25 protein-coding genes are annotated in these 26,544 nt (G+C 44.8%); 13 read left to right on the top strand and 12 right to left on the bottom strand.

The genetic code is table 11. From position 1 onward, the window contains the following. Nucleotides 1-331: 331 nt before the first annotated feature. A complete protein-coding gene (locus tag K4039_RS02410) occupies nucleotides 332-1,981 on the bottom strand; it encodes an FAD-dependent oxidoreductase (RefSeq protein ID WP_265233522.1) in 1,650 nt (549 codons plus the stop codon). Nucleotides 1,982-2,189: 208 nt separating this feature from the next. Here K4039_RS02410 and K4039_RS02405 point away from each other — a divergent pair, with 208 nt between their 5' ends. The 5 genes from K4039_RS02405 (at nucleotide 2,190) to K4039_RS02385 (ending at nucleotide 6,269) form a co-directional block, all read left to right on the top strand. Then, nucleotides 2,190-2,417 (top strand): hypothetical protein, encoded by a 228-nt coding sequence (locus K4039_RS02405; RefSeq protein WP_265233521.1) that lies wholly within the window; start codon nucleotides 2,190-2,192, stop codon nucleotides 2,415-2,417. Then, nucleotides 2,417-2,818 (top strand): type II toxin-antitoxin system VapC family toxin, encoded by a 402-nt coding sequence (locus tag K4039_RS02400; RefSeq protein ID WP_265233520.1) that lies wholly within the window; start codon nucleotides 2,417-2,419, stop codon nucleotides 2,816-2,818. The genes K4039_RS02405 and K4039_RS02400 overlap by 1 nt, the downstream gene beginning before the upstream one ends. 2 nt (nucleotides 2,819-2,820) lie before the next feature. Beyond that, nucleotides 2,821-2,973, top strand: a complete 153-nt coding sequence (locus K4039_RS02395) for a hypothetical protein (RefSeq protein ID WP_265233519.1) — start codon at nucleotides 2,821-2,823, stop codon at nucleotides 2,971-2,973. A gap of 41 nt (nucleotides 2,974-3,014) precedes the next feature. Continuing rightward, a complete protein-coding gene (locus K4039_RS02390) occupies nucleotides 3,015-4,676 on the top strand; it encodes an McrB family protein (protein WP_265233518.1) in 1,662 nt (553 codons plus the stop codon). A gap of 396 nt (nucleotides 4,677-5,072) precedes the next feature. Beyond that, nucleotides 5,073-6,269: an McrC family protein gene (locus K4039_RS02385; protein WP_265233517.1), complete on the top strand. Its 1,197-nt coding sequence runs from the start codon at nucleotides 5,073-5,075 to the stop codon at nucleotides 6,267-6,269. 91 nt (nucleotides 6,270-6,360) lie between these two features. Here K4039_RS02385 and K4039_RS02380 read toward each other — a convergent pair whose 3' ends face one another. Next, nucleotides 6,361-7,365: a phosphoribulokinase gene (locus tag K4039_RS02380; protein WP_265233516.1), complete on the bottom strand. Its 1,005-nt coding sequence runs from the start codon at nucleotides 7,363-7,365 to the stop codon at nucleotides 6,361-6,363. Between the two features lie 619 nt (nucleotides 7,366-7,984). Then, on the bottom strand, nucleotides 7,985-8,233 hold the full coding sequence (locus tag K4039_RS02375) for a hypothetical protein (protein ID WP_265233515.1): 249 nt from the start codon (nucleotides 8,231-8,233) through the stop codon (nucleotides 7,985-7,987). A gap of 44 nt (nucleotides 8,234-8,277) precedes the next feature. Between K4039_RS02375 and petH the strand changes: the two genes are divergently transcribed. From petH to K4039_RS02355, 4 genes are all read left to right on the top strand, one after another. After that, on the top strand, nucleotides 8,278-9,483 hold the full coding sequence (gene petH, locus K4039_RS02370) for a ferredoxin--NADP reductase (RefSeq protein WP_265233514.1): 1,206 nt from the start codon (nucleotides 8,278-8,280) through the stop codon (nucleotides 9,481-9,483). Nucleotides 9,484-9,788: 305 nt separating this feature from the next. Beyond that, nucleotides 9,789-10,628, top strand: coding sequence for a Uma2 family endonuclease (locus K4039_RS02365; protein WP_265233513.1), 840 nt, complete (start codon nucleotides 9,789-9,791; stop codon nucleotides 10,626-10,628). Nucleotides 10,629-10,772: 144 nt separating this feature from the next. Beyond that, on the top strand, nucleotides 10,773-12,089 hold the full coding sequence (locus K4039_RS02360; protein ID WP_265233512.1) for a homoserine dehydrogenase: 1,317 nt from the start codon (nucleotides 10,773-10,775) through the stop codon (nucleotides 12,087-12,089). Nucleotides 12,090-12,356: 267 nt separating this feature from the next. Further along, on the top strand, nucleotides 12,357-13,160 hold the full coding sequence (locus K4039_RS02355) for an alpha/beta hydrolase (RefSeq protein ID WP_265233511.1): 804 nt from the start codon (nucleotides 12,357-12,359) through the stop codon (nucleotides 13,158-13,160). A 17-nt stretch (nucleotides 13,161-13,177) separates the two neighbouring features. Here the strand turns inward: K4039_RS02355 and K4039_RS02350 are convergent, their stop codons facing one another. From K4039_RS02350 to K4039_RS02325, 6 genes are all read right to left on the bottom strand, one after another. Then, nucleotides 13,178-13,654, bottom strand: coding sequence for a hypothetical protein (locus K4039_RS02350; RefSeq protein WP_265233510.1), 477 nt, complete (start codon nucleotides 13,652-13,654; stop codon nucleotides 13,178-13,180). Nucleotides 13,655-13,813: 159 nt separating this feature from the next. Further along, on the bottom strand, nucleotides 13,814-14,698 hold the full coding sequence (locus K4039_RS02345; protein WP_265233509.1) for a PhzF family phenazine biosynthesis protein: 885 nt from the start codon (nucleotides 14,696-14,698) through the stop codon (nucleotides 13,814-13,816). Between the two features lie 152 nt (nucleotides 14,699-14,850). Continuing rightward, entirely contained in the window at nucleotides 14,851-16,413 is a 1,563-nt protein-coding gene (gene trpE, locus K4039_RS02340) for an anthranilate synthase component I (RefSeq protein ID WP_265233508.1), read from the bottom strand. Between the two features lie 20 nt (nucleotides 16,414-16,433). Continuing rightward, nucleotides 16,434-17,297, bottom strand: coding sequence for a GNAT family N-acetyltransferase (locus K4039_RS02335; RefSeq protein ID WP_265233507.1), 864 nt, complete (start codon nucleotides 17,295-17,297; stop codon nucleotides 16,434-16,436). Between the two features lie 412 nt (nucleotides 17,298-17,709). Next, nucleotides 17,710-18,135, bottom strand: a complete 426-nt coding sequence (locus K4039_RS02330) for a photosystem I reaction center subunit II PsaD (RefSeq protein WP_265233506.1) — start codon at nucleotides 18,133-18,135, stop codon at nucleotides 17,710-17,712. 299 nt (nucleotides 18,136-18,434) lie between these two features. Next, nucleotides 18,435-18,854 carry a peptidoglycan-binding protein gene (locus K4039_RS02325; protein WP_265233505.1) on the bottom strand — a complete coding sequence of 140 codons (420 nt, stop codon included), beginning with the start codon at nucleotides 18,852-18,854 and terminating at the stop codon, nucleotides 18,435-18,437. 107 nt (nucleotides 18,855-18,961) lie between these two features. Between K4039_RS02325 and K4039_RS02320 the strand changes: the two genes are divergently transcribed. After that, nucleotides 18,962-19,255, top strand: coding sequence for a hypothetical protein (locus K4039_RS02320; RefSeq protein WP_265233504.1), 294 nt, complete (start codon nucleotides 18,962-18,964; stop codon nucleotides 19,253-19,255). 228 nt (nucleotides 19,256-19,483) lie between these two features. On the opposite strand, the gene K4039_RS02315 is transcribed toward K4039_RS02320, so the two are convergent. From K4039_RS02315 to K4039_RS02305, 3 genes are all read right to left on the bottom strand, one after another. Beyond that, nucleotides 19,484-21,478, bottom strand: coding sequence for a DICT sensory domain-containing protein (locus K4039_RS02315; protein WP_265233503.1), 1,995 nt, complete (start codon nucleotides 21,476-21,478; stop codon nucleotides 19,484-19,486). Nucleotides 21,479-21,660: 182 nt separating this feature from the next. After that, nucleotides 21,661-21,972: a DUF2973 domain-containing protein gene (locus K4039_RS02310; RefSeq protein WP_265233502.1), complete on the bottom strand. Its 312-nt coding sequence runs from the start codon at nucleotides 21,970-21,972 to the stop codon at nucleotides 21,661-21,663. Between the two features lie 158 nt (nucleotides 21,973-22,130). Beyond that, entirely contained in the window at nucleotides 22,131-22,460 is a 330-nt protein-coding gene (locus tag K4039_RS02305; protein WP_265233501.1) for a DUF2605 domain-containing protein, read from the bottom strand. Nucleotides 22,461-22,995: 535 nt separating this feature from the next. On the opposite strand from K4039_RS02305, the gene thrS reads away from it, so the two are divergent. The 3 genes from thrS to K4039_RS02290 all read left to right on the top strand — a co-directional run bounded on the left by thrS (nucleotide 22,996) and on the right by K4039_RS02290 (nucleotide 26,539). After that, nucleotides 22,996-24,822, top strand: coding sequence for a threonine--tRNA ligase (thrS, locus tag K4039_RS02300; protein ID WP_265233500.1), 1,827 nt, complete (start codon nucleotides 22,996-22,998; stop codon nucleotides 24,820-24,822). A gap of 112 nt (nucleotides 24,823-24,934) precedes the next feature. Continuing rightward, entirely contained in the window at nucleotides 24,935-25,723 is a 789-nt protein-coding gene (locus K4039_RS02295) for a DUF4058 family protein (RefSeq protein WP_265233582.1), read from the top strand. Nucleotides 25,724-25,753: 30 nt separating this feature from the next. Next, complete coding sequence (locus K4039_RS02290; protein WP_265233499.1) at nucleotides 25,754-26,539, top strand: DUF4058 family protein; 786 nt, start codon at nucleotides 25,754-25,756, stop codon at nucleotides 26,537-26,539. The last annotated feature ends 5 nt before the right edge of the window (nucleotides 26,540-26,544 follow it).

Here is a 26,544-nt window from a genome sequence, read left to right as displayed (position 1 = left end):
GTAGTTTGTAGGTGGGATTTAACATTGGTGATATCTAATTGGGGCTTGCTGAATATAACTAGAAGCTATGACTGCCAACGGTTTCAAGGTTTTTAAAGACAAAAAAGTGCAAGGTTATGACGTTTGTCGGCTCAAAATCCTTGGATTTCGGTGGAAAATTGTGGAGTAAATTTGAAAACCCATCTCCGAATCTCCCATTTTTCAAGCTGTTTGGCACCTAGATTCGATTTGTGGACTTTTTCAGCAAGCCCTAATTGTTTAAAACTTCCGAAGTCTTGAAGAATGCGGATTTTTAAGGCATATTAACGGCCTTTACGACTGTTTACAAATATTATTTGACCTCCTTATAATCCACCCCATAACTCGTATCTCTCCCCGACAAATACGTAGTTTTCCCCGTTAAAGCTTCCAAAGTTTCTCTGGTTTTACTCGAAGTAATCGTATTCAGCGGCACGCCCAACTTGCTAGCCAAACCAGCGGCTACGCCCACACCTTGTCCTTGATAAATATTCACTGTGGCAATTCGCCCGACTGATACCGCCATACCTACATATCCGGACGATCGCCCTACAATAGCTAAATTACTCACTTTACTCGCCAAAGCGCTCTCTATCCCGAAATTATACACCGGCAGCGGCGGAATTCTCGAACCCAAATCCTTGACTCCGCCCCGCAAGTCGAAATCATAGGAAAAACTGCCGATCGACTTTTCGGGTAATGTGCCACCTTGGATAATCTCCTTCCCCGTCAGCGGCGCTACCACATCGCGCACATTCAAAGTTTGTCTGATATAAATCTCATCCGGGATAAATAGTCTTACATCTTTACCAGACTTTTTTTGCAGCCATTCTTGCAGGTATGACATTTCTTTAACCATTTCAGGAGTCGGTTTTCTGCCGTTAGCTTCCATCTTCATCAATTCGTCAACTTTGTATTTAAACAGAAACCCGTTCCACGACATCGAGTTATTTTTATAAACGCAAATATTTGCCTTGTCAAAAAAGAATCCTTTTTCTTGAGTAAAGGGGAGATTTCTATCTACGTGATATGCTGCACCTATAGCTACGCTTCTGATATTGTAGCCGTCTCGATAGGCTTGATAAATCGGAGTCAAAAAATTCCTCATCCAGAATTCTGTACTGGCAGGATCTTTATATTTGCTAATGCTGGCTTTAATCTTTTCTACTAAAGGAGTGTCGTAGAGAATGTCATCTTCTATTTTGCGTAAATCGGCGATCGTTAGCCCGGTAATTGTCGGAACTACAGATATAGCTAAGGATTCATTTTTTGATTTGATGTTTTGCGATTCATATCCTGTATAATAAGATAATCCGGCTTTTCTTGCCAGTTCTGCGTCTTGAGTTACATCAATAAAAGAATTAGCTTCAATTTTTATATTGCTCTCTTTGACTTCGGCATATTCTATTTTTTGATTTACTACATGAGGAGTCAGAGTTGAGTTGGAAATAACTTTAATTCCGGCTTCCGAAAGCATCTCTCTAAGAGCTTTGTCAGCGGTTTTTGGTTCTAAGCAAGATTCGGGAACATTGGCTTTGTCTAAGAATTCTCGGAAACATTGGGCGTAGGGTTGGCGGTACCAATCGGGGATTTTATCTAAATCGACGTAACCTAAACCGCCACGGGTGAGTACGCCGCCCAAAAGAGCTGTTGCGTAGTTCGATCGCACGATCGCAACTTTGCCTTTTTCACCTAAAGTTTTCTTGGCCCATATTGCGGCACATATTCCCGGTACTTCATCGCCATACACTACTACATCAAACTTTCTATCTGCTGATGTTTGGGGCAATTTTGAAGTTTTGCTGGTTGTGTGTCGGAGAGTTTCGGTGTCTGATGTGGCGCTGGCTGGGTTTCTGTGTGTGATGTCGTTGGCAGCTTTTTGGAAGTGCCCTGAGTCAACTAAAATTTTGACTGCTACGAAGAAGATTGCGATCGAAGCTAATTTCTTGAAAGTAGAGGGCATTTAGTTGACTCGTTGATAATTTTGCATTACCTGAAAGCGCTGTTCAGGGTTGACGCAGTTGAATATAGCACGTTTAGATAGTTTCGACACACTTTTAACTTTTCAGGGAACCGTAGTAAACGAATCTTCTTAACCCAAACCTGGTGATGCTGTCCTTAGCAGCCAAAATGCTACAATTACATCAATCACAAATTGCAACATAAAAAACATGACTTTTGAGGCGGTTTTAAATCTTGTCAAGCACTTGTCTCTAGCCGAAAAGTTACGATTGATTAAGTCGATAGTTCCTGAAATAGAACGAGAATTAGTTGTTCGGCCCGCTCCCCGCAAATCATTGTGGGGTTTATGTGCTGACTTGGGAATTGCACCTTCTACCGCTGATATAGATGAAGCTCGCAGCGAAGAATGGGCGAATTTCCCAAGGGAAGATTTCTAATGCTGCGTGCTGTAGCTGATACTCATGCTGTTATCTGGTATATCTTTGCCGATTCACGACTTTCCGTGACTGCTAGAACGACAATAGAAGAGATAGCTGCCGAGGGAAATCAGGTGGCTTTTTCATCAATTACATTAGCAGAAATTGTCTATCTGAGCGAGAGAGGGCGGATTAATTCAACTACTCTCGATCTATTATTGAGAGAAGTTGAGAGCGATGATGCGTTATTGGTTGAAATTCCTTTCGATCGCAATATAGCTTTGACTTTAAGGCAAGTAGACCGATCGCAAATTCCCGATTTACCCGATCGCATTATTGCTGCTACTGCTTTGTATCTTAATGTACCGGTTATTAGTCGCGATCGTCGGATTCAATTATCTAGTATAGACACAATTTGGTAAATGTGAGCACTCGGCGCAAGTTTAAATTTTCGGGAACGGTTGTTAGCGGTTTTGCCTGTGTTACTGGTTTGGGAGGGCTATTGATGTGGGTAAGGATGGTGAGTGCGATCGCATTTCTGATGTTTGGTGTCGGGAATGGCGATCTGTTACAATAAGTTAATCACAACAATTGAGTCACCTTAAACCTACAGAAAAAATGGAAAAAGTTTTTGTACATCCTGAATGTCCTTTTTCAGTAGAGACATTTAACTTATTGGCACAATTTTCTGAAAATCCCAACTCAGATTTTTACATAGCACACAAGAAAAAATTTTTAAAATATGTAGAAGAGCCATTAAAGTATATTTCCAGCCAGGTAGAAGAGCAGTTGCCTGATTTTATTAAAGAATATATAAATGTCAAACGTGAGGGGTTTGGCTCTATTAATGAAATAGGTAATTTGGAATCGACAGCCTACAGTATAATTTTTGATTTAAAAGATATCATTTCTACTGTGCATTGTATAAGTCGTGCTCAGTTAATGCTGAATCTTGAAAACCAGAAATTAACTTTTGGTTTTTCTTCAGAAAGTAACGATTTTGAGGCAGTAAAAGAATTTCGCCTACTGCCTTATATAGATGATGATATGATCGAACTCTTTAAACGTTCTCAACTTCCAAAAAATTATAGCTTCTGTTTGACTCAGAAAGCAACTGATTTGAAACTCACTAACTGGGATTTTGATTCCAGAATGGAACCCGCAAAAAATGTTTATGAACTATTAGAAAACATTTTCACTGAGTCACCTGGTATTCTACCATATGAAGTTAATATAGAACTTACTAAAATTCAGGTTAAAATCTCACTTGAATCACAAAAAATATTAGGATCTTCTGCTAATGGCTTAATTAGGAAAATAGGACAAACATTTAAAAAACTATTTCCATTGTTTTTGATTTTCAATTTTTACGATGACAATAATTATTTTACTCCAATTATTCTCAGTGAATATTTGTCAGTATATGAAAAGGAATTTAATCCTGTGTATCAACTAGAAGAAATTTCACAAACTACTGGTTTTCAAACAACCCAACTAACCCAATGGATACACACCATTAACCGCAAAGGCCAAACCATCATTCAAGGCCCGCCCGGAACCGGAAAAACCTTCCTTGCCCAAAAACTCGCCCAACACTTAATCGGCGGGGGTGACGGTTTCTCAGACACGATCCAATTTCATCCAGCTTATACTTATGAAGACTTTATTCAAGGCATCCGCCCCCAAAGTCAAGACGGGCAATTAACTTATCCAATAGTTCCCGGTAGATTCCTAGAATTTTGCGAAAAAGCCGAAGCCTGTGAAGACATTTGTGTTCTGATTATTGATGAAATTAACCGTGCAAATTTATCTCAAGTCTTTGGCGAGTTAATGTACCTCCTAGATGACCGACCCGACACAGAGCGCTTTATTACATTAGCCAGCGGTAAACAGTTTAGAATCCCTATAAATGTCCGCATTATCGGCACAATGAACACCGCAGACCGTTCTATTGCCCTAGTCGATAACGCACTCCGCCGCCGCTTCGCATTCATCTCTCTTTCTCCTAATTATGAAGTCCTGCGACAGTATCACCACAGAGAGAAAAAAGGTTTCCCAGTTGATAAATTAATTGGTATTCTCGAAAATATCAATCGGACAATTAACAACAAACATTATGAACTCGGCATCTCATTCTTTTTGACAAAAACCTTAGCTGAAGATATCCAAGATATTTGGCAAATGGAAATTGAGCCATATCTCGAAGAATACTTCTTTGATGACCAGGCAAAAATGGATGAGTTTCTCTGGGATAAAATCAAAGACAAATTGAGCGATTGACAATCTAACGCTACCATTATCAAAAATACGGCGTTACAGCAGTAGCCGTAGGGTGTGTCGCTATAGACAATCCTCAATCAAGAGCGACAATCTAATAGCGACGCACCTGCTCCATCGCGCTCTGAGAAATCAACCCTCCGTTTCACATCGCCCAACATTTTTGTTTTAAGCAAGCTTTTTTTATAAATGATGTAAGGTGCGTCGCTGTGAGATGGTCGGTTTTTATTGAGATATTTTCCAGGGCGACACACCCTACTAATAATATTGTAAAAGTTAGTAAATTTAGGTGTAAGGTGCGTCGCTGTGAGATTGTCGGTTTTTATTGAGATATTTTCCAGGGCGACACACCCTACAAATAATGTTGTAAAAATTCGTAAATTTAGTATTATGGTATTTATGAAACGACAATCACCCCAAATTATCGAACTCACAGAATATCAATCAAAATTATTTGACCGAGATACAATCCCCGAATCAGTTGGGGATAAAATATGCGATAATTATGCCAAGGAAATAGAGATAGATTTTCCCACCCGTAAAACTCAATATAAATGGCAATTAAAATCTCAAGGCATTGTTGGCAATATTCCAATCACTCCACAATTTCACATTGTTATTCGCCCAAAAGTTCCGATCGCAAATTTATTCGGAATGCTTGAGTATGCCTACAAAATTAAGATAAATTTTCCTCAAGGACAGATTGAGTGCGAATCTTTGGAACAAGTATATGAACGATTAGCTAACATCCTTGCTCATAAAATTCTCGAACGCTGTCGCAAGGGATTATATCGCGATTACTTACCCAAAATAGAAAAACTTGCCTATATTCGCGGCCGCATTGATATCCGACAAGCTGTGCAAAAACCTTGGGATGTCAAACTAAAATGTCACTATAACGAACAAACAGGCGATATTGAAGATAATCAAATTCTGGCTTGGACACTCTTTATAATTGGCCGCAGCGGTTTGTGCGGCGAATCTGTCTCATCGACGGTGCGAAAAGCTTTTCACGCACTCCAAGGATTTGTTACTCTAACATCTTTTAAACCAGAAGCTTGTATCGATCGCACTTATCACCGTTTGAATCAAGATTATCAAATATTACACGCTCTCTGTCGCTTTTTTCTCGAAAATACTGGGCCAAGTCACGAAAAGGGCGATCGCGAAATGCTCCCTTTTTTGATAAATATGGCTAGTTTATATGAACAATTTGTCGCTGAATGGCTCAAAGCAAATACACCAAAAGGCTTTAATGTCGAACCAAAATACCCAGTTAAACATGACAAAGATTATTCCGATGAGATTGACTTAATTATACGCGATATTGAAACAAATGAAATCCTGTACGTCCTCGATACCAAATACAAAGCTCCTGATCGGGTAGACAGTCGTGACCGTCATCAAATAGTTGCCTACGCAACAGCAGTAAACTGTAAAAATGCAATTCTCATCTACCCGCAAGACCTCAAACAGCCACTAGATATAAAAAATGACGATATTCAAGTTCGCAGTCTAAAATTTTCCCTAGATAGCGACCTCCATGAAGCCGGAAAAACCTTCTTAACCTCTCTACTTCCAAACACCCTCCCCTAACTCTTCTCTGCGCCCTCTGCGCCCTCTGCGGTTCATTTCTCCACAAAAAAAGAGGCGCAATTGCGCCTCCCAAATCTTTCATGTCCGCGTTCTAAACACTAACAGCCACTTTCGATTCTTTCGCAGTCAACTTCTCGTAAGTCGCCCGCATCTTCAATCCCACTAACACTTGGAATAAACCTGTTCCATTGTTGGAACCGGGATATTCGCGGTGCTGGAGCAACAGGTGAGTTAACTCGCCTTCGTACTTCGCAGAAGTCTTGCTCAAATGGCTTTCGATGTAAATAACTTCTTCGAGATTCTCGAACTGACCGTCTACTTCCAAAATCGAGACTTCGTGGCCGTAGAAAGCATCTGGGCCGTAGTACATCTTAATTCCGGGATAGGAACAAGTCAGTTTGCGACCGCAAGGAACCCAGTTAATTGTTGAACCTTCGTCAAACAAATACGCAGGTTCAAAATTGGCGACTCCTTCGCGTTGGATCATTTGGACGCGCAGAACTTTCCGTTCTTTGTCATCTTTAATCAAGTTGGTCGGCAATACTTGAATTACCACATCAGCATATTGCTTTTGGGGGTCGATGTAAGCGGTGAAATCTGGTTTGCGAGCGTTGATCGCAAACAGCACGTCTTCGTAACGGTGGCCCCGTTCCGCCATGTCGCGCTGGATTTTCCAAGCAATTTTAACTTCGTCGCTGATGTCGAGGTAGACGCTGAAGTCGATGAGATTTCTCACTCGCTCGTCGTAAAGGGGGTGCAGCCCCTCAATCACGATGATGTGATTCGGCTCTACCCGCTCAGGAGGATCGAGCAGACCGGTTTCGTGGTTGTAAATCGGTTTGTCGATCGCCTTGCCTTCTTTGAGCGCTTTCATTTGCTCGGCCATCAGGTCAAAATTGTTAGCTCTGGGGTCTAGGGCGGTAATCCCTGTTTCCTTGCGCTGCTTGCGATCGAGACAATGATAGTCATCGAGGCAGATTACAGTCACGAAATCTTCCCCGAACAAATCTGTCAATCGGCGCAAAAAAGTAGATTTTCCGCACCCGGAGTCTCCGGCTACGCCAATTAAAACCACGCGATCCGGCTTACTTGTCATACTTTCCCTCTAAAAAAATCACTGTTTACTAACTCAAGTCTAGATTCCACAAAATTTAAGGCCGCAGGTAGCGTGCCAGCTTTGTGCGATTTTGTTGCTACCCCGATCGGATCGAGCACTCACCAGCATACAGGAGTCAGTTGACTGCCTGCGAGGGAAGACCCAAGCAATCTTCAAGGCAATTGACATACTCCCCAACCCTCAAGGCATGGGGATTGTGGATTCAAACAGCTTCTGGCAAGCACAGCTTGTCCGATCTTGCCTGGCCTCTAGGTTGATGCCCCAACCTATTTGAGATTTTTTGGACTATGGAGTTGAGACGGGATTTTTACATCTGGCGAATCAACAATATATAGTTCCATCACGATTCCCGTCCGATCGGGCTTGCCCGCTCGCCTGCCTTATAGGATGGGATCGTACCCCAATTTTTTGGCTATTAATGCTAACTTTAGTGATTAATCTTACCAGAATGCGTCCGCCCACTACAAGCTCAACGTCATTTAATCAAATCGTGCTTTAAGTTTTACTTCATTATAAATTGTATATTTCAATGCCGTATTCCCTTTGATAAGTTAAATCCTCTCCCGATATCGGCCTGGGCCTCTGCCGAATCCCTAAATCAGAAGGAGCGATCGGGGCCGATCCCGCGATCGGGTAAAATATTGGCAGTACGCAGACAACAATAGCTATAGGTCAACACCTGAACGCAGCCGGACTCGATAGCCGGCGTGATGTTCGGCTGATTGGGAACTGGAGGCGCGATCGACCAAAAATTGACACGCCCGCCCGCAACGGCGAAGCCCAAAGATTGGCGCGGCCAATTAGTCCAGATGGCCTTAAGAAAAAAGTAAATTGAGTCTAACGTCACATTCTCTATCTTTATAACTCTGTATCGTGAAGGACAAGCAACAAATGTACAGCCCAAGCATCTCTGGTGTAGCTGCCAACTCAGAATCAGGCAGCCGCATCTTTGTTTACGAAGTCGAGGGTATGCGTCAGAGCAAAGCAACTGACGAAACAAATCACCCAATTCGCCGTAGCGGTAGCGTGTTTATCTCCGTGCCCTACGATCGCATGAATCAGGAAATGCGGAGAATTGCTCGCATGGGTGGCAAAATCGTCAGCATCCGCCCATCAAACGGCGCTCCCGAAACTCATAGCAAAGTTGCACCAGAAGCAGGGCTACAGAGTCAGAAATCTGGAGAAAAAGCTAAGCCCATGACTCAAGCCAAGGAAAAAGTTCAGGTTCCTGTTAACCTCTACAAGCCAGCCAATCCCTATATTGGTAAGTGCATTTCTACAGAAGAAATGGTCAGAGAAGGCGGCGAAGGCACAGTCCGCCACGTCACCTTCGACATTTCTGGTGGCAAGTTGCACTATCTCGAAGGTCAAAGTATCGGGATTATTCCCGATGGGACGGATAAAAACGGCAAACCTCACAAAATTCGGCTTTACTCGATCGCCTCCACCCGTCACGGCGACAACCTCGACGACAAAACAGTCTCCCTGTGCGTCCGTCGGCTAGAGTACAAACACCCAGAAACAGGCGAACAAGTGTTGGGCGTTTGTTCGACTTTTCTGACCGGTTTGGAAGCAGGGGATGATGTCAAAATCACCGGCCCAGTAGGCAAGGAAATGCTCTTGCCCGAAGACGAAGATGCCACCGTAATTATGATGGCTACCGGTACGGGTATTGCTCCTTTCCGCGCTTATTTGTGGCGGATGTTTAAAGAAAACAATCCAGAGTACAAATTCAAAGGTTTAGCTTGGCTGTTCTTTGGAGTTGCTTACACTCCCAACATTCTTTATAAGGAAGAGTTGGAAGAATTGCAGCGCGAGTTCCCCGATAATTTCCGCTTGACTTATGCCATCAGCCGCGAGCAAAAAACTGCTGACGGCGGCAAGATGTACATTCAAAGCCGGATTAAGGAGAACGCAGACGAATTGTGGGAATTGGTTCAAAAGCCGAAAACTCACACTTACATCTGTGGTTTGAAGGGAATGGAAGGCGGAATTGACGAGGGAATGTCTGCTGCATCTAGCAAGCATGACGTTGACTGGACAAGCTATCAAAAACAGTTGAAAAAACAGCATCGCTGGCACGTTGAAACATATTAATGTGTGACCTGATTTAATTGGTTGATTTGTAGGGCGGGCTTCGGCTTGCCCTATATTTTTATTTGAAACAGTTTTAAGCTTTGAGTAATACCAATTTGAAGAAATATTGCAGAATCAGAAATTAGAGATTTTCACCTGTAGGGAAACGGCACTGCCGTGTCCGGTCGAGAGTTATGACGCGAGGACAGATAATTTATATACGGTTAATAACCGTAGCAGCAATTTTTCACGCATGGTATAACTTATTCACCAAAGACAAGTGTTAAAATATACAGTAAGCTCACCGAAAAAGGGAGATGACTGACATGGTACTAATTTCTACCCAAAAACTCACCTTTGAAGAATATCTGAACTATCAGGGAGAATCAGGTGTTTGTTATGAATTATATCGGGGTAATTTGATTGAAATGCCAACACCTACAGCAATACATATCAAAATTTGTGAATTTTTGGTTTACCAGTTCCGGCGCTTCTTTGCAACACACAATCTACCGCTAGTTGCAGTTGTCACTACCGCAGTCCGAACCGAGGAAAAATCTTCCCGCGTTCCTGATGTTGTGATTTGCACTCGGAGTCTGTGGGAACAAGTCTGCGCGCAACCCGGTTCCGCAGTGCTGGACTTTGAAGAAAAACCGCTGTTAGTTATCGAAGTTACCAGTCAAAATTGGCGGGATGACTACATCCGCAAGCGGGCAGAATATGATTTGATTGATATCCCTGAATATTGGATTGTAGACCCAAATCAACCAAAAATACGAGTATGCAGTCGTCCCGAAAATGAAGGCAGTTATTCTCATCAGGAATTTTTGCCTGGAGATCAAGTTCAGTCTGTGCAGTTCGCTGAATTTATTTTGTCGGTGAATGAAGTGCTATATCCGCCCCTAGTAGAAGATTTAATTCGAGAAGAAGAAGCACAGCTACAGCAACTAGGACAGCAAAATCAGCAACTAGGACAGCAAAATCAGCAACTAGGACAGCAAAATCAGCAACTAGGACAGCAAAATCAGCAACTAGGACAGCAAAATCAGCAACTAGAACAGCAAAATCAGCAACTAGAACAGCAAGTTAATTCAGAAAGGCAGCGGGCCGAAATATTGGCGCAGCGGCTTCGAGAAATGGGGGGAGATGTGGAGACAGAACTGTGATTTGTAATATTAAGTTCGGTTAATTAGTCAAGTAGAGCTCTAACTTCTTTAAGAGGTCGGGGCTCTGGTATTTGAGTTACTTAATGACAAATTGCTTGATTAGCATACAATGATTGTAGATTAGAGTTTTAACGGGTCAAAGTCGTGGCTTTCAAAATTGGTTTGCTAGGTTTGGGTACAGTTGGCGCGGGAACGGCAGAGATTTTGCTCTCTCCTGAAGGCCGCCATTCGCTGTTGCAGGAATTGGAAATCTATCGGGTGGGAGTGCGCGATATTTCTCGAACTCGGTCTTTACAATTGCCAGAAAATGTGCTGACAACTGACCTAGAGGCGATCGCCACTGACCCAGAAATTGATATTGTAGTAGAACTGATTGGCGGATTGGAACCGGCGCGATCGCTCATTCTGCAAGCGATCGCCAACGGGAAGCACGTAGTCACCGCCAACAAAGCAGTTATCGCCCGCTACGGTAGTGAAATCTTCGACGCAGCTAACGAAAAAGGCGTTTATGTGATGTTAGAAGCTGCTGTCGGCGGCGGCATTCCAGTCATTCAAACCCTCAAACAATCTTTAGGTGCAAACCGCATCAAAAGTGTGACCGGCATCGTTAACGGGACAACTAACTACATCCTGACGCGGATGCAGAGTGAAGGTGCAGACTTTGCTGAAGTGCTCGCGGACGCTCAGCAATTAGGTTATGCTGAAGCTGACCCGACAGCGGATGTGGATGGATTAGATGCGGCTGATAAAATTGCTATTTTAGCCTCGCTAGCTTTTGGCGGACGCATCAAATTAGCCGATGTTCACTGCGAAGGTATCAGACAAGTTAGTGCGGCGGATATTGACTATGCCGATAAGCTAGGATTTGTGATTAAGTTGTTGGCTATTGCTGAGGAAAAATCCCAAAGTTCCAAGCAAAATGGGGATGAAGAAGCGGAACTCCTCTCGATTCGAGTGCATCCTACTTTGGTGGCGAAGACTCATCCGCTGGCGAGTGTCAACGGTGTTTACAATGCAATTTTAATCGAGGGAGATGCGATCGGGCAATTGATGCTGTACGGGCGCGGTGCGGGGGCGGGGCCCACAGCTAGCGCGGTGGTATCCGATATTTTGAATGTGGCGGCAATCCTGAAAACCGAAACTGTTCCGATTCCCCATCCTTTGCTGAGTTGCACTCACCAACACTACTGCAAAATTGCAGAAATGCAGGAACTTGTGACTCGGTATTACGCCCGTTTTCTGACGCGCGACAATCCGGGGGTAATTGGTAAACTAGGGACTTGTTTTGGCCACCATCAAGTTAGTTTGGAGTCTATTGTGCAAACGGGAATTCACGGCAATTTAGCAGAAATTGTGGTGGTGACTCACGATGTGAACGAAGGTAATTTTCAGCAAGCGCTGGCTGAAATTCGGGCGATGGAAGCTGTCGATAGTATTGCGAGCACTTTGCGAGTTTTGTAAGCATTCCACAAGGTTGGTAGTGAGGACTTTAGTCCGCACCAAAGAAAGGACTAATACCAATTTCATAAAGTAGCGCTAGATATGACCCCCCCAACCCCCCCTTACTAAGGGGGGGCTAAGACTTCATCAGCACATCTTTATAAAAATGGTATACAGTCCGCATCCAAGAAAGGACTAAAGTCCTGACTACGAACCGTTTTTAGATTGTTTTTAATTTAGTATGGATCAATACAATTGGATTTTGTCGATCGCCCTACAGGAAGGCACTTGCTAGATTCTATCTACGAAAAGTTTGCCAAACCCCAACTACAGGATACTTTCAAGCCCAGCAATCCGTCAATTTACATTCGGCACGAATCTGGGCAAGTTGTTGATGGAAATTATACCATAGAAAAAGTCTTTGAAGACTCTGGTACTGGTTTTTATGCTGAAAGTCGTTTTCCCGTTTCTGGGAACAATCCGCCCGTGCTCGTGATTCGCGGCTACGGTTCTTGGTATCCTTTTGAGCGCGTTTTGGAAGATACGCCCGATGTATTTATGGCTAAAGTAGAACGCCAGTTAAAAGCGGCGGAAACGGAGGGCGCTGTTGATTGGATAAAGCAGCAATTTCACAACGGAAAGCCGCCGGATGTCATCGGAGAAAGTTTGGGCGGCAAAGTTGCTCAGCAAATTGCAGCAAAATACCCTAATTATCTGCGTTCTACTGTAAGTTTTAATTCTGTGGGTGTTTCGGAAAAGTTAGCTCAAACTTCCACCGCTAACAATGTTTTTCACTACTTTAGTTTAGGCGAAAGGTATGCTTTTTGGGCAAATGAAGGCGATTACATACCGGGAACAATTTTTGTGATTTCCCAGAAAGGGGAAAACTGTTGTTATAAGCTAGAAGAGGCGATCGTCCGAAGGGCTCATTTTGAACGCAAGTTTCGCAAAAAACGAGTCCTGATCGTAATATTGGCTCAGTGGCTGTTGTTAAATCGGCATAATGCGATCGTCCTCAACAAGAAAAAGCCAGTAGTCGTTCAGATCGATCGCGCTCAATTGCAAATTTTCCGAAAAAGTCGCTTTGTTTAAATTCAGACCAAATTGCTTCAGGTAGCAGAGGGCTGATTTTCCCGCGCTGCGACGGCGAGTACCAGACAAAGGGCTGCGATCGCTTTTTCCCACTCTTCCTTAACAGCGGCGGGTTCAACCTCATCAAAAGCGCTAACTAAGCGAGGGATCGATCTTTCTAATGCTTTGCTGGGAATCGATTTGTGCAATTCAACTAAACGAGTTAAACTTTCTTGATTTTTCAGAAAACCCACTACCCATTTAGTAGTATGATCGGGACTGTCCGGGACATTTTGAATTCCTAGTTCTGTTTGCAACCAGTCGTAAAAAGGCGGGAGCTTTTTGGCTAAAACAGCTCCAGCAGTGGGCAAAGTTTCTTTGAGCAAAGCAGTATCGAGACTCCCCAATAGTTGATCTATTTCCGGTGATTCCAGCAAGCTGTTTAATGGGAGTGAAAGCATGGCTTCAGAAGCTTCAGGGGATAAATTCAAAGTCCGAGAAAAGGTTTGCAGCATGGGAAAGTATTTGGTATGGATGACTTTTTCACTATAACAATAACACGCCTCCATGAATATGAGCTACCTCATGTTAGCTGAATAGGTTCGTAGTGAGGACTTTAGTCCGCATCCAAACTGAGGATTAAAGTCCTCACTACGAACCTATATTTGAATATTCTAAACAAATGCTCCTTTAGCCACCATCACCACCTTACCTCCGACCAAAACTTCTATTTCTTCCTGATTTTTTTGAGCTTTCAGCAACAACAAAGAAGGTCTGCCAATCTCATAACCTTGTTCGACTCTCACATCAATCTTGGCTTCCCCGCAATAACCATATTCTACCAAATATCCAGCCAAACAGCCATTGGCACTGCCCGTCGCTGGATCTTCGGGAATTCCTAATGAAGGGGCGAAAACTCGGACGCTTAAATCATTAATGTCGCTGTAGGTTTCCGGGCAGAAAATTAAAATTTCTTTGGCTTCTGTGGTATCGATCAGTTCAAAATATTTGTCTAAGTTGACTTGAGCTTTTTTGAGCGCTGCGAGGTTTTTTAACGGTACAATGATAAACGGAACTCCGGTGGAAACTTCTTGAATCGGGAATTTTAAATCAATTTCATCGACTTCTAAATTCAGAACGCTGGCGATAGTTTCGGCTGATAAAACTTTACCGAATGTTGGCGGGTTTTGTCGCATCCATAAAATATCTGCGGATTGATTATGATAATTAAAGGTGACAGGAATTTGACCGACGGCTAGATTTAGAATTACCCGATCGACCTTTTGGCCAATTATCTCTTGCTGCAACACAAACGCAGTGCCCAACGTCGGATGACCGGCAAAGGGCAATTCCTTCTTGGGCGTGAATATCCGCACGTCGTAGCCGTTATTTTGCCGATCGGGCGATCGCACAAATGTAGTTTCCGAATAATTGATTTCCCTCGCGATCAGCAGCATTTCGGCCTCTGAGAGCTCGGCAACTCCAGCGCCACAAAATACAGCTAGCTGATTGCCAGCATATTTTGACTCGGCAAATACATCAACTATATAAAAATTCATATTTACCTCTTTTAAGATTAGAATACCGGGCGATTGAAATCGCGTCTATAAAAACAAAACCCGCCTCCGCGGGTTGAATACCAGGCGGTTAAAATTACGTTATCTTCTCTTAGTCCGCGCACCATCCGGACATTGTTTGTGTAGACGCGATTTCAATCGCCGAGTCTTATCTTCAAACAGCGAATCGCCTGCAACATTCCCCTGGCTTTATTGAGAGTTTCTTCATACTCCATATCCGGGTTAGAATCTGCCACCAAACCAGCACCGGCTTGCACAGAAACTGAATGTTTATTTCCATCTAAAGAGCGAACAACCATAGTCCGAATTGCGATCGCACTATTCAACTGTCCCTCAAAATCATAATACCCGTAAACCCCAGAATAGGGGCCACGGCGGCAACCTTCCAACTCGTGCACAATTTCCATCGCCCGAATCTTCGGAGCACCGCTAACCGTACCAGCAGGAAAACCAGCTTTCAACAAATCCCAAGCTGTCTTATCCTCGGCCAATTCTCCTATCACATTGCTCACAATGTGCATCACATGAGAATAACGCTCAATTCCCATTAATTCATCAACTTTTACAGTACCGCTGCGGCAAACTCTGCCTAAATCATTCCTGCCCAAATCAACTAACATGACGTGTTCCGCAATTTCCTTCGGATCTTGCAGCAATTCCGCAGCCAAAGCATCATCTAGTTCAGGAGTTTTTCCCCGGCGGCGCGTGCCGGCAATCGGCCGCAAAGTTGCAATCTTTTTGCCGTCGGCAGTATTTTCTGCCTTCACCATAATTTCGGGACTCGAACCGATAATCTGCCAATCTCCGAAATTAAAATAAGCCATGTACGGAGAAGGATTAATCAATCGCAAAGAGCGGTAAAGTGCAAAAGGATCGCCGCTATATTCAGCTTCCAGCCGCTGCGAAATTACTACCTGAAAAATATCTCCGGCTGTGATATAATCCTTGGCTTTTAAGACATTTTCACAATACTTGTCGCGGGTGATGTTGCTGGTGTAAGCTAATTCTGTATTTTCCTTTGTGGAACCGACTTCTTGTTCGTCCCTCGGCGGAGTCCATTCTATGAGAGTAGATTGCTGGGAAAGCGGCGATTTGAGCTTATTTACTAGCTGAGAAACGCGATCGCACGCCGCCGCATAAGCCTCTGCCAAATCAACGCCAGTCTCCCGCAAATCCGCATAAGCAACCGCCCAAATCTTCCGTTTCACCTGGTCAAAAATCAGCAAATTATCCACCTGCATCCACAACCCATCCGGCAAATCATTCTCGCTGGCTGGATGCACGGGAACTCGCGGTTCTATCCACTTAATTAACTCGTAACCCCAAAAACCGAATAACCCGCCAATTCCCGGCGGTAATTGTGGCAATTTTACTGGTTTGTAAGGCTGCAAACACTCGTTTAATGCTGCAAACGGATCGCCGGCAAATACTTTTTGGGAACCGTCGCGGTAAACTTGAGTTGTGCGATCGCCCCTAGCCTCCAAAATCCACAAAGGATCGCACCCTAAGAAACTATAACGCCCAAGTTTTTCCCCACCTTCCACCGACTCCAGCAGAAAACTGTAAGGTTGACCGGCGCAAACCCGATACCACGCAGAAACAGGCGTATCTAAATCAGCAACCCATTCTTGATACAGGGGCACAAAATTGCCTTGTTTCGCCAGTTCCGAAAATTGTGAGAAATCGGGAAATATCATATACTAACTTCGCTATACAATCAATAAACAAAAGACGGAAACCAACATCCCTCCGGCGATTGGTACTCGCCAACTGCCATCACCGCCATCGGTTTGACGGCGCGCAGCCCTTCTTTCAAGCACCAGCGAAACAAACTTGCATATCTCAGCGGCAAGTGGAAAGCTAGCACATCTTCGGAACTATACGCAGCAGCCCCCAAGAGCAAAACCTGCATATCTGCCTCTGTTTCGGCGACGCTGTGACCCAAAGCAGACACCGCACAAGTATAAGCCACAATCCGACCTTGCTGGCAAGCAACGAAGGGAGAATAGTTATTTATGGCGTATTCTATCTCAGAAGTTCGATCGCACCCGCATACTTTTTCGCACAAAGCCTGACATTCGCCCACATCCTCACCAGTCAGTGGGCGCACCTCAAACCCATATTGCGGCTGGCTGCGAAACTCCCCCTCCATTAGCACGAAAGGTTCTTTCACCTCAAAACCCAGAGAAGCGTACAGCGACAGCGCAGCCATGTTGAAAGATTCTTGCACCAAACGGATGCCCAGAGCGTCTTTTCCCCTTTCTAGCAAGGCTTTCATGATTTCCCGTCCCGTCCCGCGTCCTTGAAAAGTGCGATCGACACTGACGGGCCCGATACCGCGAATTGGGTTGCGTTCGTCCATAAAACCGCAGCCGACAACCGCACCATCACTTTCGGCTACGATGCCAAAAAAAACCGGACTTTCGATAAAAAGGCTAATAATCTCAGTTGACAATTCCTGCGTCGGAAAATCTGTGTTAGGGAAGCAATGGCGATCGGAAATATCTTTAAAAGCTTCATAATTAATGCGAGCGCAAACATCGATATCATTTGGTGTTGCTCGCCTGATTGCGACATTCATTTTATAATTAATGATTAAGTTTTAATTGTATTTAAAATTTGCAGCAGTGGGGCGCGGCCCGTTGCTGTCAGCTCAACCCTAAAATTATTGATAAATCTCGCTTTTATCCGAGTCTCGATGGGAGCATCTCCTGCATTGGGAAAAGCATTTTTTTATTTATTATAGTCGGAGCGTCCCCGATCGCGAAATGTAGATACGCGAGGATCCCCGCTTGCTTGTAAAACCAAGCGAGCGAGGACAGCACTACAAAGCAAAACTGAGACTATCCCGTCTCGATCGCCCTCAATACCAAAAAAAATGGGTAGGAAAGAGAATACTCTTCCCCTTTTGTTTGGGGGGCCTGCGGGCGATCGGTCTTAACTGAGCTTTTGAGGCCTTATTACCTTTTCAAGCTCAGCGATTAGCTCAAAACCTAAACTTCGTAGGTTTTCTTACCGGTGAACTTCACCTTAATCGGATCGGGATTGCTGCCAATATTGCGGTCAATCTTACCGACGTAGGGACGACCTTCGTTCACCTTCTCAGGGAACACGCCATCCTTGGGATGCAGGTACTCATTAGAACCGTCGGGAAATACGCGGTAAACTTTGTAGTTCGTGATTTTGAATTTCGCCCGCAGTTGCTGGCCGCCCAAAGCGATGCACTGCTCCTTCCGGGGCAAATACAGCAAGTTGTCGCCTTGACGCATAATCGCAGCGCCACCTGTAGGCATTTCAAACACCTGCTCCTTGGGGCTAGTCCAAGTGATAGCATACTTCTCTTCAACTAGCGCCTTGGTCAGCAAGCCGCCGGTGCTGCCGCCGAAGATTGGGGGTTGTCCAGTCAGTTCTTCTGCCATAGATATATCCAAAGGATTTTACGGCATCCTATCATTCAGACTGCGCGCTGTTCTCAAAATTGTAAGGAAAGTTAACAGTTTGTGGGCGATCGATCTTTTCTGATAATTGCTAATTAGTATTTAATAATTGATATTTTGTAATTTCTACCAAAGTTAGAAAACATAATTATCAAATACAAATTCCGCAAAAGATAGCTCAATAAAAACGCAATGCTTCGGGTGTTTGTAGCGAACCAGAAGCATCGCACATTCCCCCAATTTCCTCTCTACGGGCGATCGCACCATTTACCGCACCCAGCCTAAGTCAAGAACCAATTAGGGTCATAGCCGCGCGGAATTTGACTCAAAGCAGTCCAAGTTTCTCGATCGACAATCCCATCAACTTCAATGCCAAAGCTTTTTTGAAATGCGCGAACAGCCTCCTCCGTCTGAGTAGAAAACTCGCCGTCAATTTCGCCACGATAGTGCTGGGAAAGCCTAAGAACTTCCTGAACAGTAGTGACTGCTTCCCCAGAACTGCCGAATTTAAGTACCGGCATATTAACCGGAGATTGAGTATCAAGCGCCTGCCAAGTAAGCGGCCCGACAATACCGTCCGGCGGCAAGAAAACCCGAAACTGAAATAGTTTCAAAGCAAATTCAACTGCTTTATCAAAAATTCCTTTTGCAGGCGGCCGGTAAACGCGCAGCTCGGTTAGCAGTTGTTCTAGTTCCAACACGACTTGACATTGAGAACCTAATTGCAGTTGCGGCTTGTTGGCGATACCTTCTTAGGTAGAATTCATCTGAGTTTTCAGTGACATAATCGATTTTGTAACATCTAGCTTTGAGTGTTTTTTGTGTAAAAAAGTTTTTCCTGTCGAAACATTTGCATCCTCAAGTTTTGGCGAATCAACACTGGCGATGGCAGTATTTCAACAGATTCGATCGACTTTTAGAGTATCTATTAGCTGATTTGCCCAAAACTGCGGGGTCAATGAAGATGGGAATCGATCGCATCCGCGACATTATGCAATCTCTACGCAACTATTCCCGCACCGACACTCTGCACAAAAGAGCAGTTGACATCGGGGAGTCATTGGTCATGGGTCATTGGTCATTGGTGTCAAAAATTGCCTGAAAACCTTTCTATTTCTCGTTCATAGCAAAGGCAAGATCCCCCTAAATCCCCCTTAAGAATGGGAACTTTGAGTAGACTCTTATCCCCCGCTTATTAAGGGGGGTTAGGGGGGATCGACGCTTGGATACACACCAGAGATACAAAGGTTTTTAGGCGATTGTTGACACTAATAAATAATGCCGTTTCCTTGCGGGGATTATGGACACGGCAATGCCATTTCCCTAGATTCTAAACAATTGGAATGGTAAAGTGAAATTCGCTTCCTCGGTCTTTTCCTGGGGAATCTGCCCAAATTTTACCGCCCCAGCCTGCGACAATCTGCTTGCAAATTGCCAATCCCAAACCGGTACCGCCGGCGCTGCGCCGCAATGCTCCTTCTTCTTGATAAAATCGATCGAACACTACTTTTAAACTATTCGCCTCGATTCCCCGCCCCGTATCGGATACGAGCACTTCCACCATCGCAGAACCGTTGCATTTGGCTCTGATGGTGACGCTTCCCTGCGGTGTGGTGAATTTGCAAGCGTTGTCTAGGAGTTTGGACAGCACCTCCACTAACCATTCGCCGTCTGCTAGCACTAATGGCAATTCTGCGGACACTTCGGCGATAATTTGCGGCAACTTGCGATCGAGTCCGCCGCGCGATCGCACGCTGCTGAGGGCCAAATCCACGCATTCTTGCAGCGTCAGCGATTCTACATTCCATTTAACTTGTCCGCTTTCTAGGTTAGAAAGAGTTAAGAAATCTTGGACAAGTTTACGCATTCGATCGGCATCTCCGAGGGCTGTTTCTAACATGATTGTTCGCAATTCTTGGGGCATATCTGGCTCGGAGTTCAAACTTTCCAGACATACTTGAATCGTCGATAGCGGAGTGCGGAGTTCGTGTCCGGTGATGGCTATGAGATTGCTGCGAGTGCGGTCTAATGCTTCTAATTGTTGGTTGAGTTCTTCTAAATTAGCGTAGGTTTCGGCTTGAATTAAGGCTGCTCCGAGTTGGGTGGCGATCGCCTCTACTAAAGCAATTTCGTCTTCTTCCCAAGGCGAAGTCGATCGGCACTGGTGCATTTCCACCATGCCCAAAACCCGCCCATGATAAAGCACCGGCACCATTAACCAAGAGACGATCTGCCAATTTTTGACAATTTTGCCCAAAGATTTTGTATCGACAATCAGCGGGTCTTGTGCTGTGTCTTGGATGTAAACTCGCTCTTGCCGCGCTACCGCGTCGCGGAATATGGGATTTTCCTGCAACGGCCAAGTCTGATTTAAGAGAGAACTAGCACCAGGGCGCAAAAACTCGCGATCGATTTTGACCGACACATCTGCGGCTTTGCAGCGATAAATCAAACAACGGCTGGCTGACAGGGCTGTTCCCAGTTCTTGCACTGCGACTTCGACGATTTCTTGCGGGTTGAGAGACTGCCGCATTGCCGTTGTAATTAAGTTTATGAGGCGTTCTTTGCGTTCTTGGGCGGCGATCGCGCTGTATGCTTTCAGCAGTTTGTGCTGGCCTGATTGCAAGTAGGTTACTAAGCGTTTGGTAAAAGCGTCGCTCAATTTGGGATTGGGAACTCTTGAGTTTTTGGGCGCGCTTTTTTCTGGTTTGGCGGCTGGGGAAGTCGCGGATTTCCTGATTTTTTTGGTTTTGTTTCCCAGCTTGTAAGTTGTGCGCGCTCGATCGATCTTTTCGGTCAATTCGGGGCGATATTTGACAATTCGATCGAGCAACAATTCGGCAGCTTTGCAGCTTACCTCGCGATCAAACGTCCAAACTCCCTCAAATCTGCGAGCTTGATCAATCAACAGCGGGCCGCGATCGTCCTGATTCTCGATCGGCACAATTTTTTCTTGACAAATCAGACAAGTTGAGTAGTGTTGCCCCAGCACCACTAAGTGCCACTCTTTACTTAATGCGTCCTCCGGTGCAAACGCCACAGTTTCGTGATGTTCGGAGGAATTTTTAAACTCAGTTTCCGGTACTGCTAGCACGTATACCTGAGAAGATAGAGCAGCAATTCGCCGATAGCGGTGAGCTTCCTGTAGGTAGAAGCGCTCTCGCTGAAAGCTAGCAATGACTAGCGGTTCGTCGTCGGAGCCAGCCAAAACCAAGTCTTCCATCGCGTGAGACAGCGCTGTCATGGAAGATTTGAAATAAATTTGTGCCCGCAGTGGGGGCAATGCTTGCAGAAGTTCTGCCAGTAGCGGAATTGGGACGATCATCTACCCTTAAGCGTGCATTTTTGCCGATGACAAAACTGGAGCGATCGACCGTAAGTTTAGATCGATCCCTTTCCAGTATCTCTCAAAAGTCGCTACAAATAGGCCGTTAGCCAGAAACTAACGGCCTATTATTTATTTCAGTACCAGTGACTCTGAGTATAAATGCTGCGACTGCGATTAAATTAGCGTCGTTCGCCCCCTTCGTCGCTGCCGCCGGGAGATGATTTGTATAGAGCATCTAATTGTTCGCGCGCGTCTTGGACAGTCAGCGAACGCATCACTAGCAGCGGCTCGTTGACAATATTGCCGTATTCGTCTAACAGTTCTGGATGGGGTACAGCTTGAGAGCGAGGATAGGATGCGGAGCCATGATTTGCCCTGAATTGTTGGGGGCGCTGGGACTCCATACCTACCGTGACGAGACTGCGGATTAAGTTACCGACAGCCAGAAAAGCCAGAACAGTGAAAGCTAAAATATAAAGCAGGTGTAACATGATATTTTCCTCCCGGCTAAACAGCCGCACAGCAGTTTACAAATGTGTTTCAGCAAGTAATAACTTATTAACTGGAAATTTGTTTGAACTTGTCAAGTCGGCTGCGACATTTCCTCTTGTTTGGGATTTAACAACAAGTTTAACTTGAACTCGCTTCCTTATTTTTCACGGGGAGCTGACTGCCATGAGCGAAAGCGAGCCGATACTTGCCAGCATTCGGCGAGCAATCTGTGCCACGGCATCAGTGCTGCGGTTTCAATTGCAACTTGACCTCCGGTTGCTTGAAATAGAGCTTTAGCAGCGCCTACTTCTTGCTGAGCCTGTTTGACTCGCGCCAGCAAGTCGGATTGATCCTCGCCGCTCAGAAAGGGAATTTCCTCAGTTTCTAAGAGAGTGGTCGATCGCTCGAACCAGTATCTAAAATCCTCTAACAGCGGTTCCAGTAGGGATTTGAGCAACTCTGATTCCGGCAAATTGGAATTAAGCATGAATAAAAATTGGGTTATCTACTTATTCTAACCTTAAACGTGCTTTACAATCTGTAACATATTATTAACAATAATTCAAGGATTTAAAAAAACTAGCAGGTGGGGGTGAATAAACTTAACCGTGCCAGGAGCAATTTTTGAGTCAAAATCCCAAAATTATGGGAAATATTGGCTCAGACAGCGTGTATATAGCTGAAGGCTCTGTTATACAGAAAACAACAAAAGCAACAGTTTCAAAATTAAGAAAGTCCACAGGTATCAACTTACGTCAAACGTAGTACAGGTATGCTGTCTGACGATTAGGCCGCAGATCCCCCCCTAGCCCCCCTTCTTAAGGCGGGAACCGGAAACGACGATCAAAGTCCCCCTTCTTAAGGGGGATTTAGGGGGATCTAGACTCAGCTAAAAGCGAGATTTTTGAAGTGTTCTAGCCTGAAGTTGACACCAATAGCCTCAGCCGGAAGTCGGCGGTTCCTGTCCCAATCTGAGTAAGATAGAAGCAACTGCAACTCTCATTAATTGCTAAATTCAGCCGATGTCTAGCTCAGAATCAATGAACGCTCCAGAAGAGTCCGTTAAAATTCAGTTGCCCCGCACCAGCGAGTCGGAGCCACTAAAAAAAATTCGCCACACCACATCTCACGTTATGGCGATGGCGGTACAGAAGTTATTTCCCAAGGCTCAAGTGACAATTGGCCCTTGGATTGAAAACGGTTTCTATTACGATTTTGATTGCCCCGAACCTTTTACTGAAAAGGATCTCAAGGCAATTAAAAAAGAAATGATCAAAATCATTAACCGCAAATTGCCTGTAATTCGGGAAGAAGTCAGCCGCGAGGAAGCGGAACGCAGAATTAAGGAGATTAATGAACCTTACAAATTAGAAATTTTGGCAGGTTTGATTGAACCGATTACTCTTTACCATTTGGGTGACGAATGGTGGGATTTGTGCGCCGGGCCCCATTTGGATAATACCAATGAAATCAACGGCAGGGCGATCGAGCTAGAAAGTCTAGCAGGAGCATACTGGCGCGGCGACGAAACCAAAGCCCAGCTACAGCGCATTTACGGCACAGCTTGGGAAACACCCGAACAGCTAGAAGCCTACAAACACCGCAAAGAAGAAGCCCTAAGACGAGATCACCGCAAATTAGGCAAAGAATTAGGCTTATTTATTTTTGCCGATGCGGTTGGCCCCGGTTTGCCTTTGTGGACACCGAAAGGCACGATTCTGAGAAGTATTCTAGAAGATTACTTGAAACAAGAACAAATCAAGCGCGGCTACTTGCAAGTTGTGACACCGCACATTGCCAGAGTTGATTTGTTCAAAATTTCGGGACACTGGCAGAAATACAAAGAAGATATGTTTCCGCTGATGGCTGAAGACGCAGAAGCGGCAGCAAATGAACAGGGTTTTGTGATGAAACCGATGAACTGCCCTTTTCACATTCAAATTTACAAAAGCGAGTTGCGATCCTATCGCGAATTGCCGATGCGCTTAGCCGAATTCGGCACAGTTTACCGCTACGAACAATCGGGAGAATTGGGTGGTTTAACCAGGGTGCGCGGCTTTACGGTGGATGATTCCCACTTGTTTGTCACGCCGGAACAATTGGATGCTGAATTTTTGAGTGTGGTGGATTTGATTCTGTCAGTGTTCAAGAGTTTGCAACTGAAGAATTTTAAGGCGCGTTTGAGTTTCCGCGATCCGAATAATTTAGAGAAATACATCGGTTCCGATGAAGCTTGGGAAAAGGCGCAAGGTGCAATCCGCCGCGCGGTGGAAACTTTGGGAATGAATTATTTTGAAGGAATTGGGGAAGCGGCTTTTTACGGGCCGAAACTCGATTTCATTTTCCAAGATGTGTTGGATAGAGAATGGCAATTAGGGACTGTTCAGGTAGATTACAATTTGCCAGAACGTTTTGATTTGGAATACGTTGCTGAAGATGGCACTCGCAAGCGTCCGGTAATGATTCACCGCGCTCCTTTCGGTTCTTTGGAGCGTTTGATAGGAATTTTGATCGAACAGTACGCGGGGGATTTCCCAATATGGTTAGCGCCGATTCAGGTGCGGTTGTTGCCTGTTAGCGAGGAGTTTTTGCCGTTTGCTAAGGAAGTCGAGGCGAGGATGAAGGCGCTGAATATTCGCGCGGAAGTTGAGAGTAGTGAGCGTTTGGGTAAGTTGATTCGCAATGCTGAGAAGGATAAAATTCCGGTGATGTGTGTTGTGGGTGCGAAGGAGGTTGAGGCGAATAGTTTGAATGTTCGGACTCGTGCTTCTGGGGAGTTGGGGGCGATTTCGGTTGATGAAGTTCTTGGGAGGTTGCAGGCTGCTATTAGTAGTTATGGCGATTTTTAGGGGAGTTTTTTAACCGCAGATACACGGGGATTAACGCAGATGATAGTTTGATATTGTCTGCGTTTTTCTAATCTGTTTGCTAAAATGATAGTAATCAACGGGAGGTACGATGATGCCTAATCCATTTCCGGGGATGAATCCCTATTTAGAACATCCTGACTTTTGGCCAGAAGTTCATCATTTACTGATTAGTGCGATTAAAGAGTCGCTAACTCCGCAATTACACCCAAAATACCGCGTCGCTATTGAAAAGCGAATTTATGAAATTCCAGGTGAAACTTCTCTATTAGTAGGGATTCCTGATGTATCTATCCAACAGAAACGCTATCCAACCAATCCAGTATCATCTAATGTTGCTGTCGCTGCCCGCACTGTGGAACCTGTAAAAGTGAGAATCCCAGTGTCGGAAGAATTTAGGGAAGGATATTTAGAGGTAATCGACATGGCGACAAAGGAAGTTGTTACAGTTATTGAAGTGCTTTCACCTCCAAATAAACGTCGGGGGGAAGGTCGGAAAAAATATAATAATAAGCGAAAGAAAATATTTGATACGAGTACGCATTTAGTAGAAATAGACTTGTTGCGGGATGGGGAACCTTTGCCAGTTTTTGGAGATTATAATGAAAGTGACTGCCGCATTTTAGTCAGTCGCAGCAATCAACGTCCGATCGCAGATTTGTACTTATTTAACATTCCCGATCCAATTCCTGCATTTCCCTTGCCTTTGCGTCCAGAAGATGTAGAGCCTGTTTTGGATTTACAGGCGCTGATTAATCAAGTATACGATCGCGCGGGATATGATTTTGAAATCGATTATACCGCCGAACCCGTTCCTGCGCTGTCGGAAGCCGATGCTGCTTGGGCTGATGGTTTGTTGCGGGAGACAGGGTTAAGGGGTTAATGTAGTGGAAAATTTCAACAATATATTACTATGCCTAATCCATTTCCGGGGATGAATCCCTATTTAGAAAGTCCTGATTTTTGGCGGGCGGTTCACAATCGGTTGATAGTGGCGATCGCAGATTTTTTGACTCCGCAACTGCTGCCTAAGTATTTAGTGGACATTGAACAAAGAATTTATCAAATCAGCGGGGAAGATGCTTTATTGGTCGGTATTCCCGATGTGGCCGTACAGCGATCGCCAATTCCAGCAACTTCTAGCACTGGAAATGTTGCTGTCATGTCGCCGTCTGTGACAGCTTTGAGAGTGAGAGTGCCTACAACGGTGGAAGTTAGAGAAAGTTATTTGCAGGTAATAGAACAGGAAACTAAGAAAGTAGTTACAGTAATAGAAGTGCTTTCGCCGACGAACAAGCGCGGCAAAGGGCGGGAGATGTATGAGGAAAAACGCTATAAAGTGTTCGCAGGGCGATCGCACTTAGTGGAAATTGACTTGCTGCGAAGTTACCAACCTTTGCCTGTTTTTGGGAATGATATTGAGGGAAGTTATCGGATTTTGGTGAGTCGGGGAGATTGTCGCCCCGCGGCTGATTTGTATTTGTTTAATCTACCAGATGCAATTCCGGCTTTTCCTTTGCCTTTGCGCCCAGGCGATGCGGAACCAATTGTCGATTTACAAGCGTTATTAAATGGGGTTTACGATCGCGCCGCCTATGACTTTAGAATAGATTACACCGCCGAACCGGTGCCTGCGCTGTCGGAACCGGATGCTGTTTGGGCTGATGCTTGGTTGCGGGAGATGGGATTGAGAGGTTGATGCTG

It is taken from the genome of Lyngbya sp. CCAP 1446/10 (assembly GCF_026130175.1).
In the GTDB taxonomy this organism is placed as follows: domain Bacteria; phylum Cyanobacteriota; class Cyanobacteriia; order Cyanobacteriales; family Microcoleaceae; genus Microcoleus.
This window is presented reverse-complemented; position numbering and strand designations above follow the sequence as displayed.

What these genes read in the sequence shown, in the direction of transcription:
- K4039_RS02380 (WP_265233516.1), bottom strand. Translation starts at nt 7,365, where the DNA reads ATGACAAGTAAGCCGGATCGCGTGGTTTTAATTGGCGTAGCCGGAGAC.
- K4039_RS02290 (WP_265233499.1), top strand. Translation starts at nt 25,754, where the DNA reads ATGCCTAATCCATTTCCGGGGATGAATCCCTATTTAGAAAGTCCTGAT.
- K4039_RS02400 (WP_265233520.1), top strand. Translation starts at nt 2,417, where the DNA reads ATGCTGCGTGCTGTAGCTGATACTCATGCTGTTATCTGGTATATCTTT.
- thrS (WP_265233500.1), top strand. Translation starts at nt 22,996, where the DNA reads ATGTCTAGCTCAGAATCAATGAACGCTCCAGAAGAGTCCGTTAAAATT.
- petH (WP_265233514.1), top strand. Translation starts at nt 8,278, where the DNA reads ATGTACAGCCCAAGCATCTCTGGTGTAGCTGCCAACTCAGAATCAGGC.
- K4039_RS02365 (WP_265233513.1), top strand. Translation starts at nt 9,789, where the DNA reads ATGGTACTAATTTCTACCCAAAAACTCACCTTTGAAGAATATCTGAAC.
- K4039_RS02390 (WP_265233518.1), top strand. Translation starts at nt 3,015, where the DNA reads ATGGAAAAAGTTTTTGTACATCCTGAATGTCCTTTTTCAGTAGAGACA.
- K4039_RS02335 (WP_265233507.1), bottom strand. Translation starts at nt 17,297, where the DNA reads ATGAATGTCGCAATCAGGCGAGCAACACCAAATGATATCGATGTTTGC.
- K4039_RS02310 (WP_265233502.1), bottom strand. Translation starts at nt 21,972, where the DNA reads ATGTTACACCTGCTTTATATTTTAGCTTTCACTGTTCTGGCTTTTCTG.
- K4039_RS02330 (WP_265233506.1), bottom strand. Translation starts at nt 18,135, where the DNA reads ATGGCAGAAGAACTGACTGGACAACCCCCAATCTTCGGCGGCAGCACC.
- K4039_RS02295 (WP_265233582.1), top strand. Translation starts at nt 24,935, where the DNA reads ATGCCTAATCCATTTCCGGGGATGAATCCCTATTTAGAACATCCTGAC.
- K4039_RS02315 (WP_265233503.1), bottom strand. Translation starts at nt 21,478, where the DNA reads ATGATCGTCCCAATTCCGCTACTGGCAGAACTTCTGCAAGCATTGCCC.
- K4039_RS02385 (WP_265233517.1), top strand. Translation starts at nt 5,073, where the DNA reads ATGAAACGACAATCACCCCAAATTATCGAACTCACAGAATATCAATCA.
- K4039_RS02405 (WP_265233521.1), top strand. Translation starts at nt 2,190, where the DNA reads ATGACTTTTGAGGCGGTTTTAAATCTTGTCAAGCACTTGTCTCTAGCC.
- trpE (WP_265233508.1), bottom strand. Translation starts at nt 16,413, where the DNA reads ATGATATTTCCCGATTTCTCACAATTTTCGGAACTGGCGAAACAAGGC.
- K4039_RS02350 (WP_265233510.1), bottom strand. Translation starts at nt 13,654, where the DNA reads ATGCTGCAAACCTTTTCTCGGACTTTGAATTTATCCCCTGAAGCTTCT.
- K4039_RS02410 (WP_265233522.1), bottom strand. Translation starts at nt 1,981, where the DNA reads ATGCCCTCTACTTTCAAGAAATTAGCTTCGATCGCAATCTTCTTCGTA.
- K4039_RS02305 (WP_265233501.1), bottom strand. Translation starts at nt 22,460, where the DNA reads ATGCTTAATTCCAATTTGCCGGAATCAGAGTTGCTCAAATCCCTACTG.
- K4039_RS02345 (WP_265233509.1), bottom strand. Translation starts at nt 14,698, where the DNA reads ATGAATTTTTATATAGTTGATGTATTTGCCGAGTCAAAATATGCTGGC.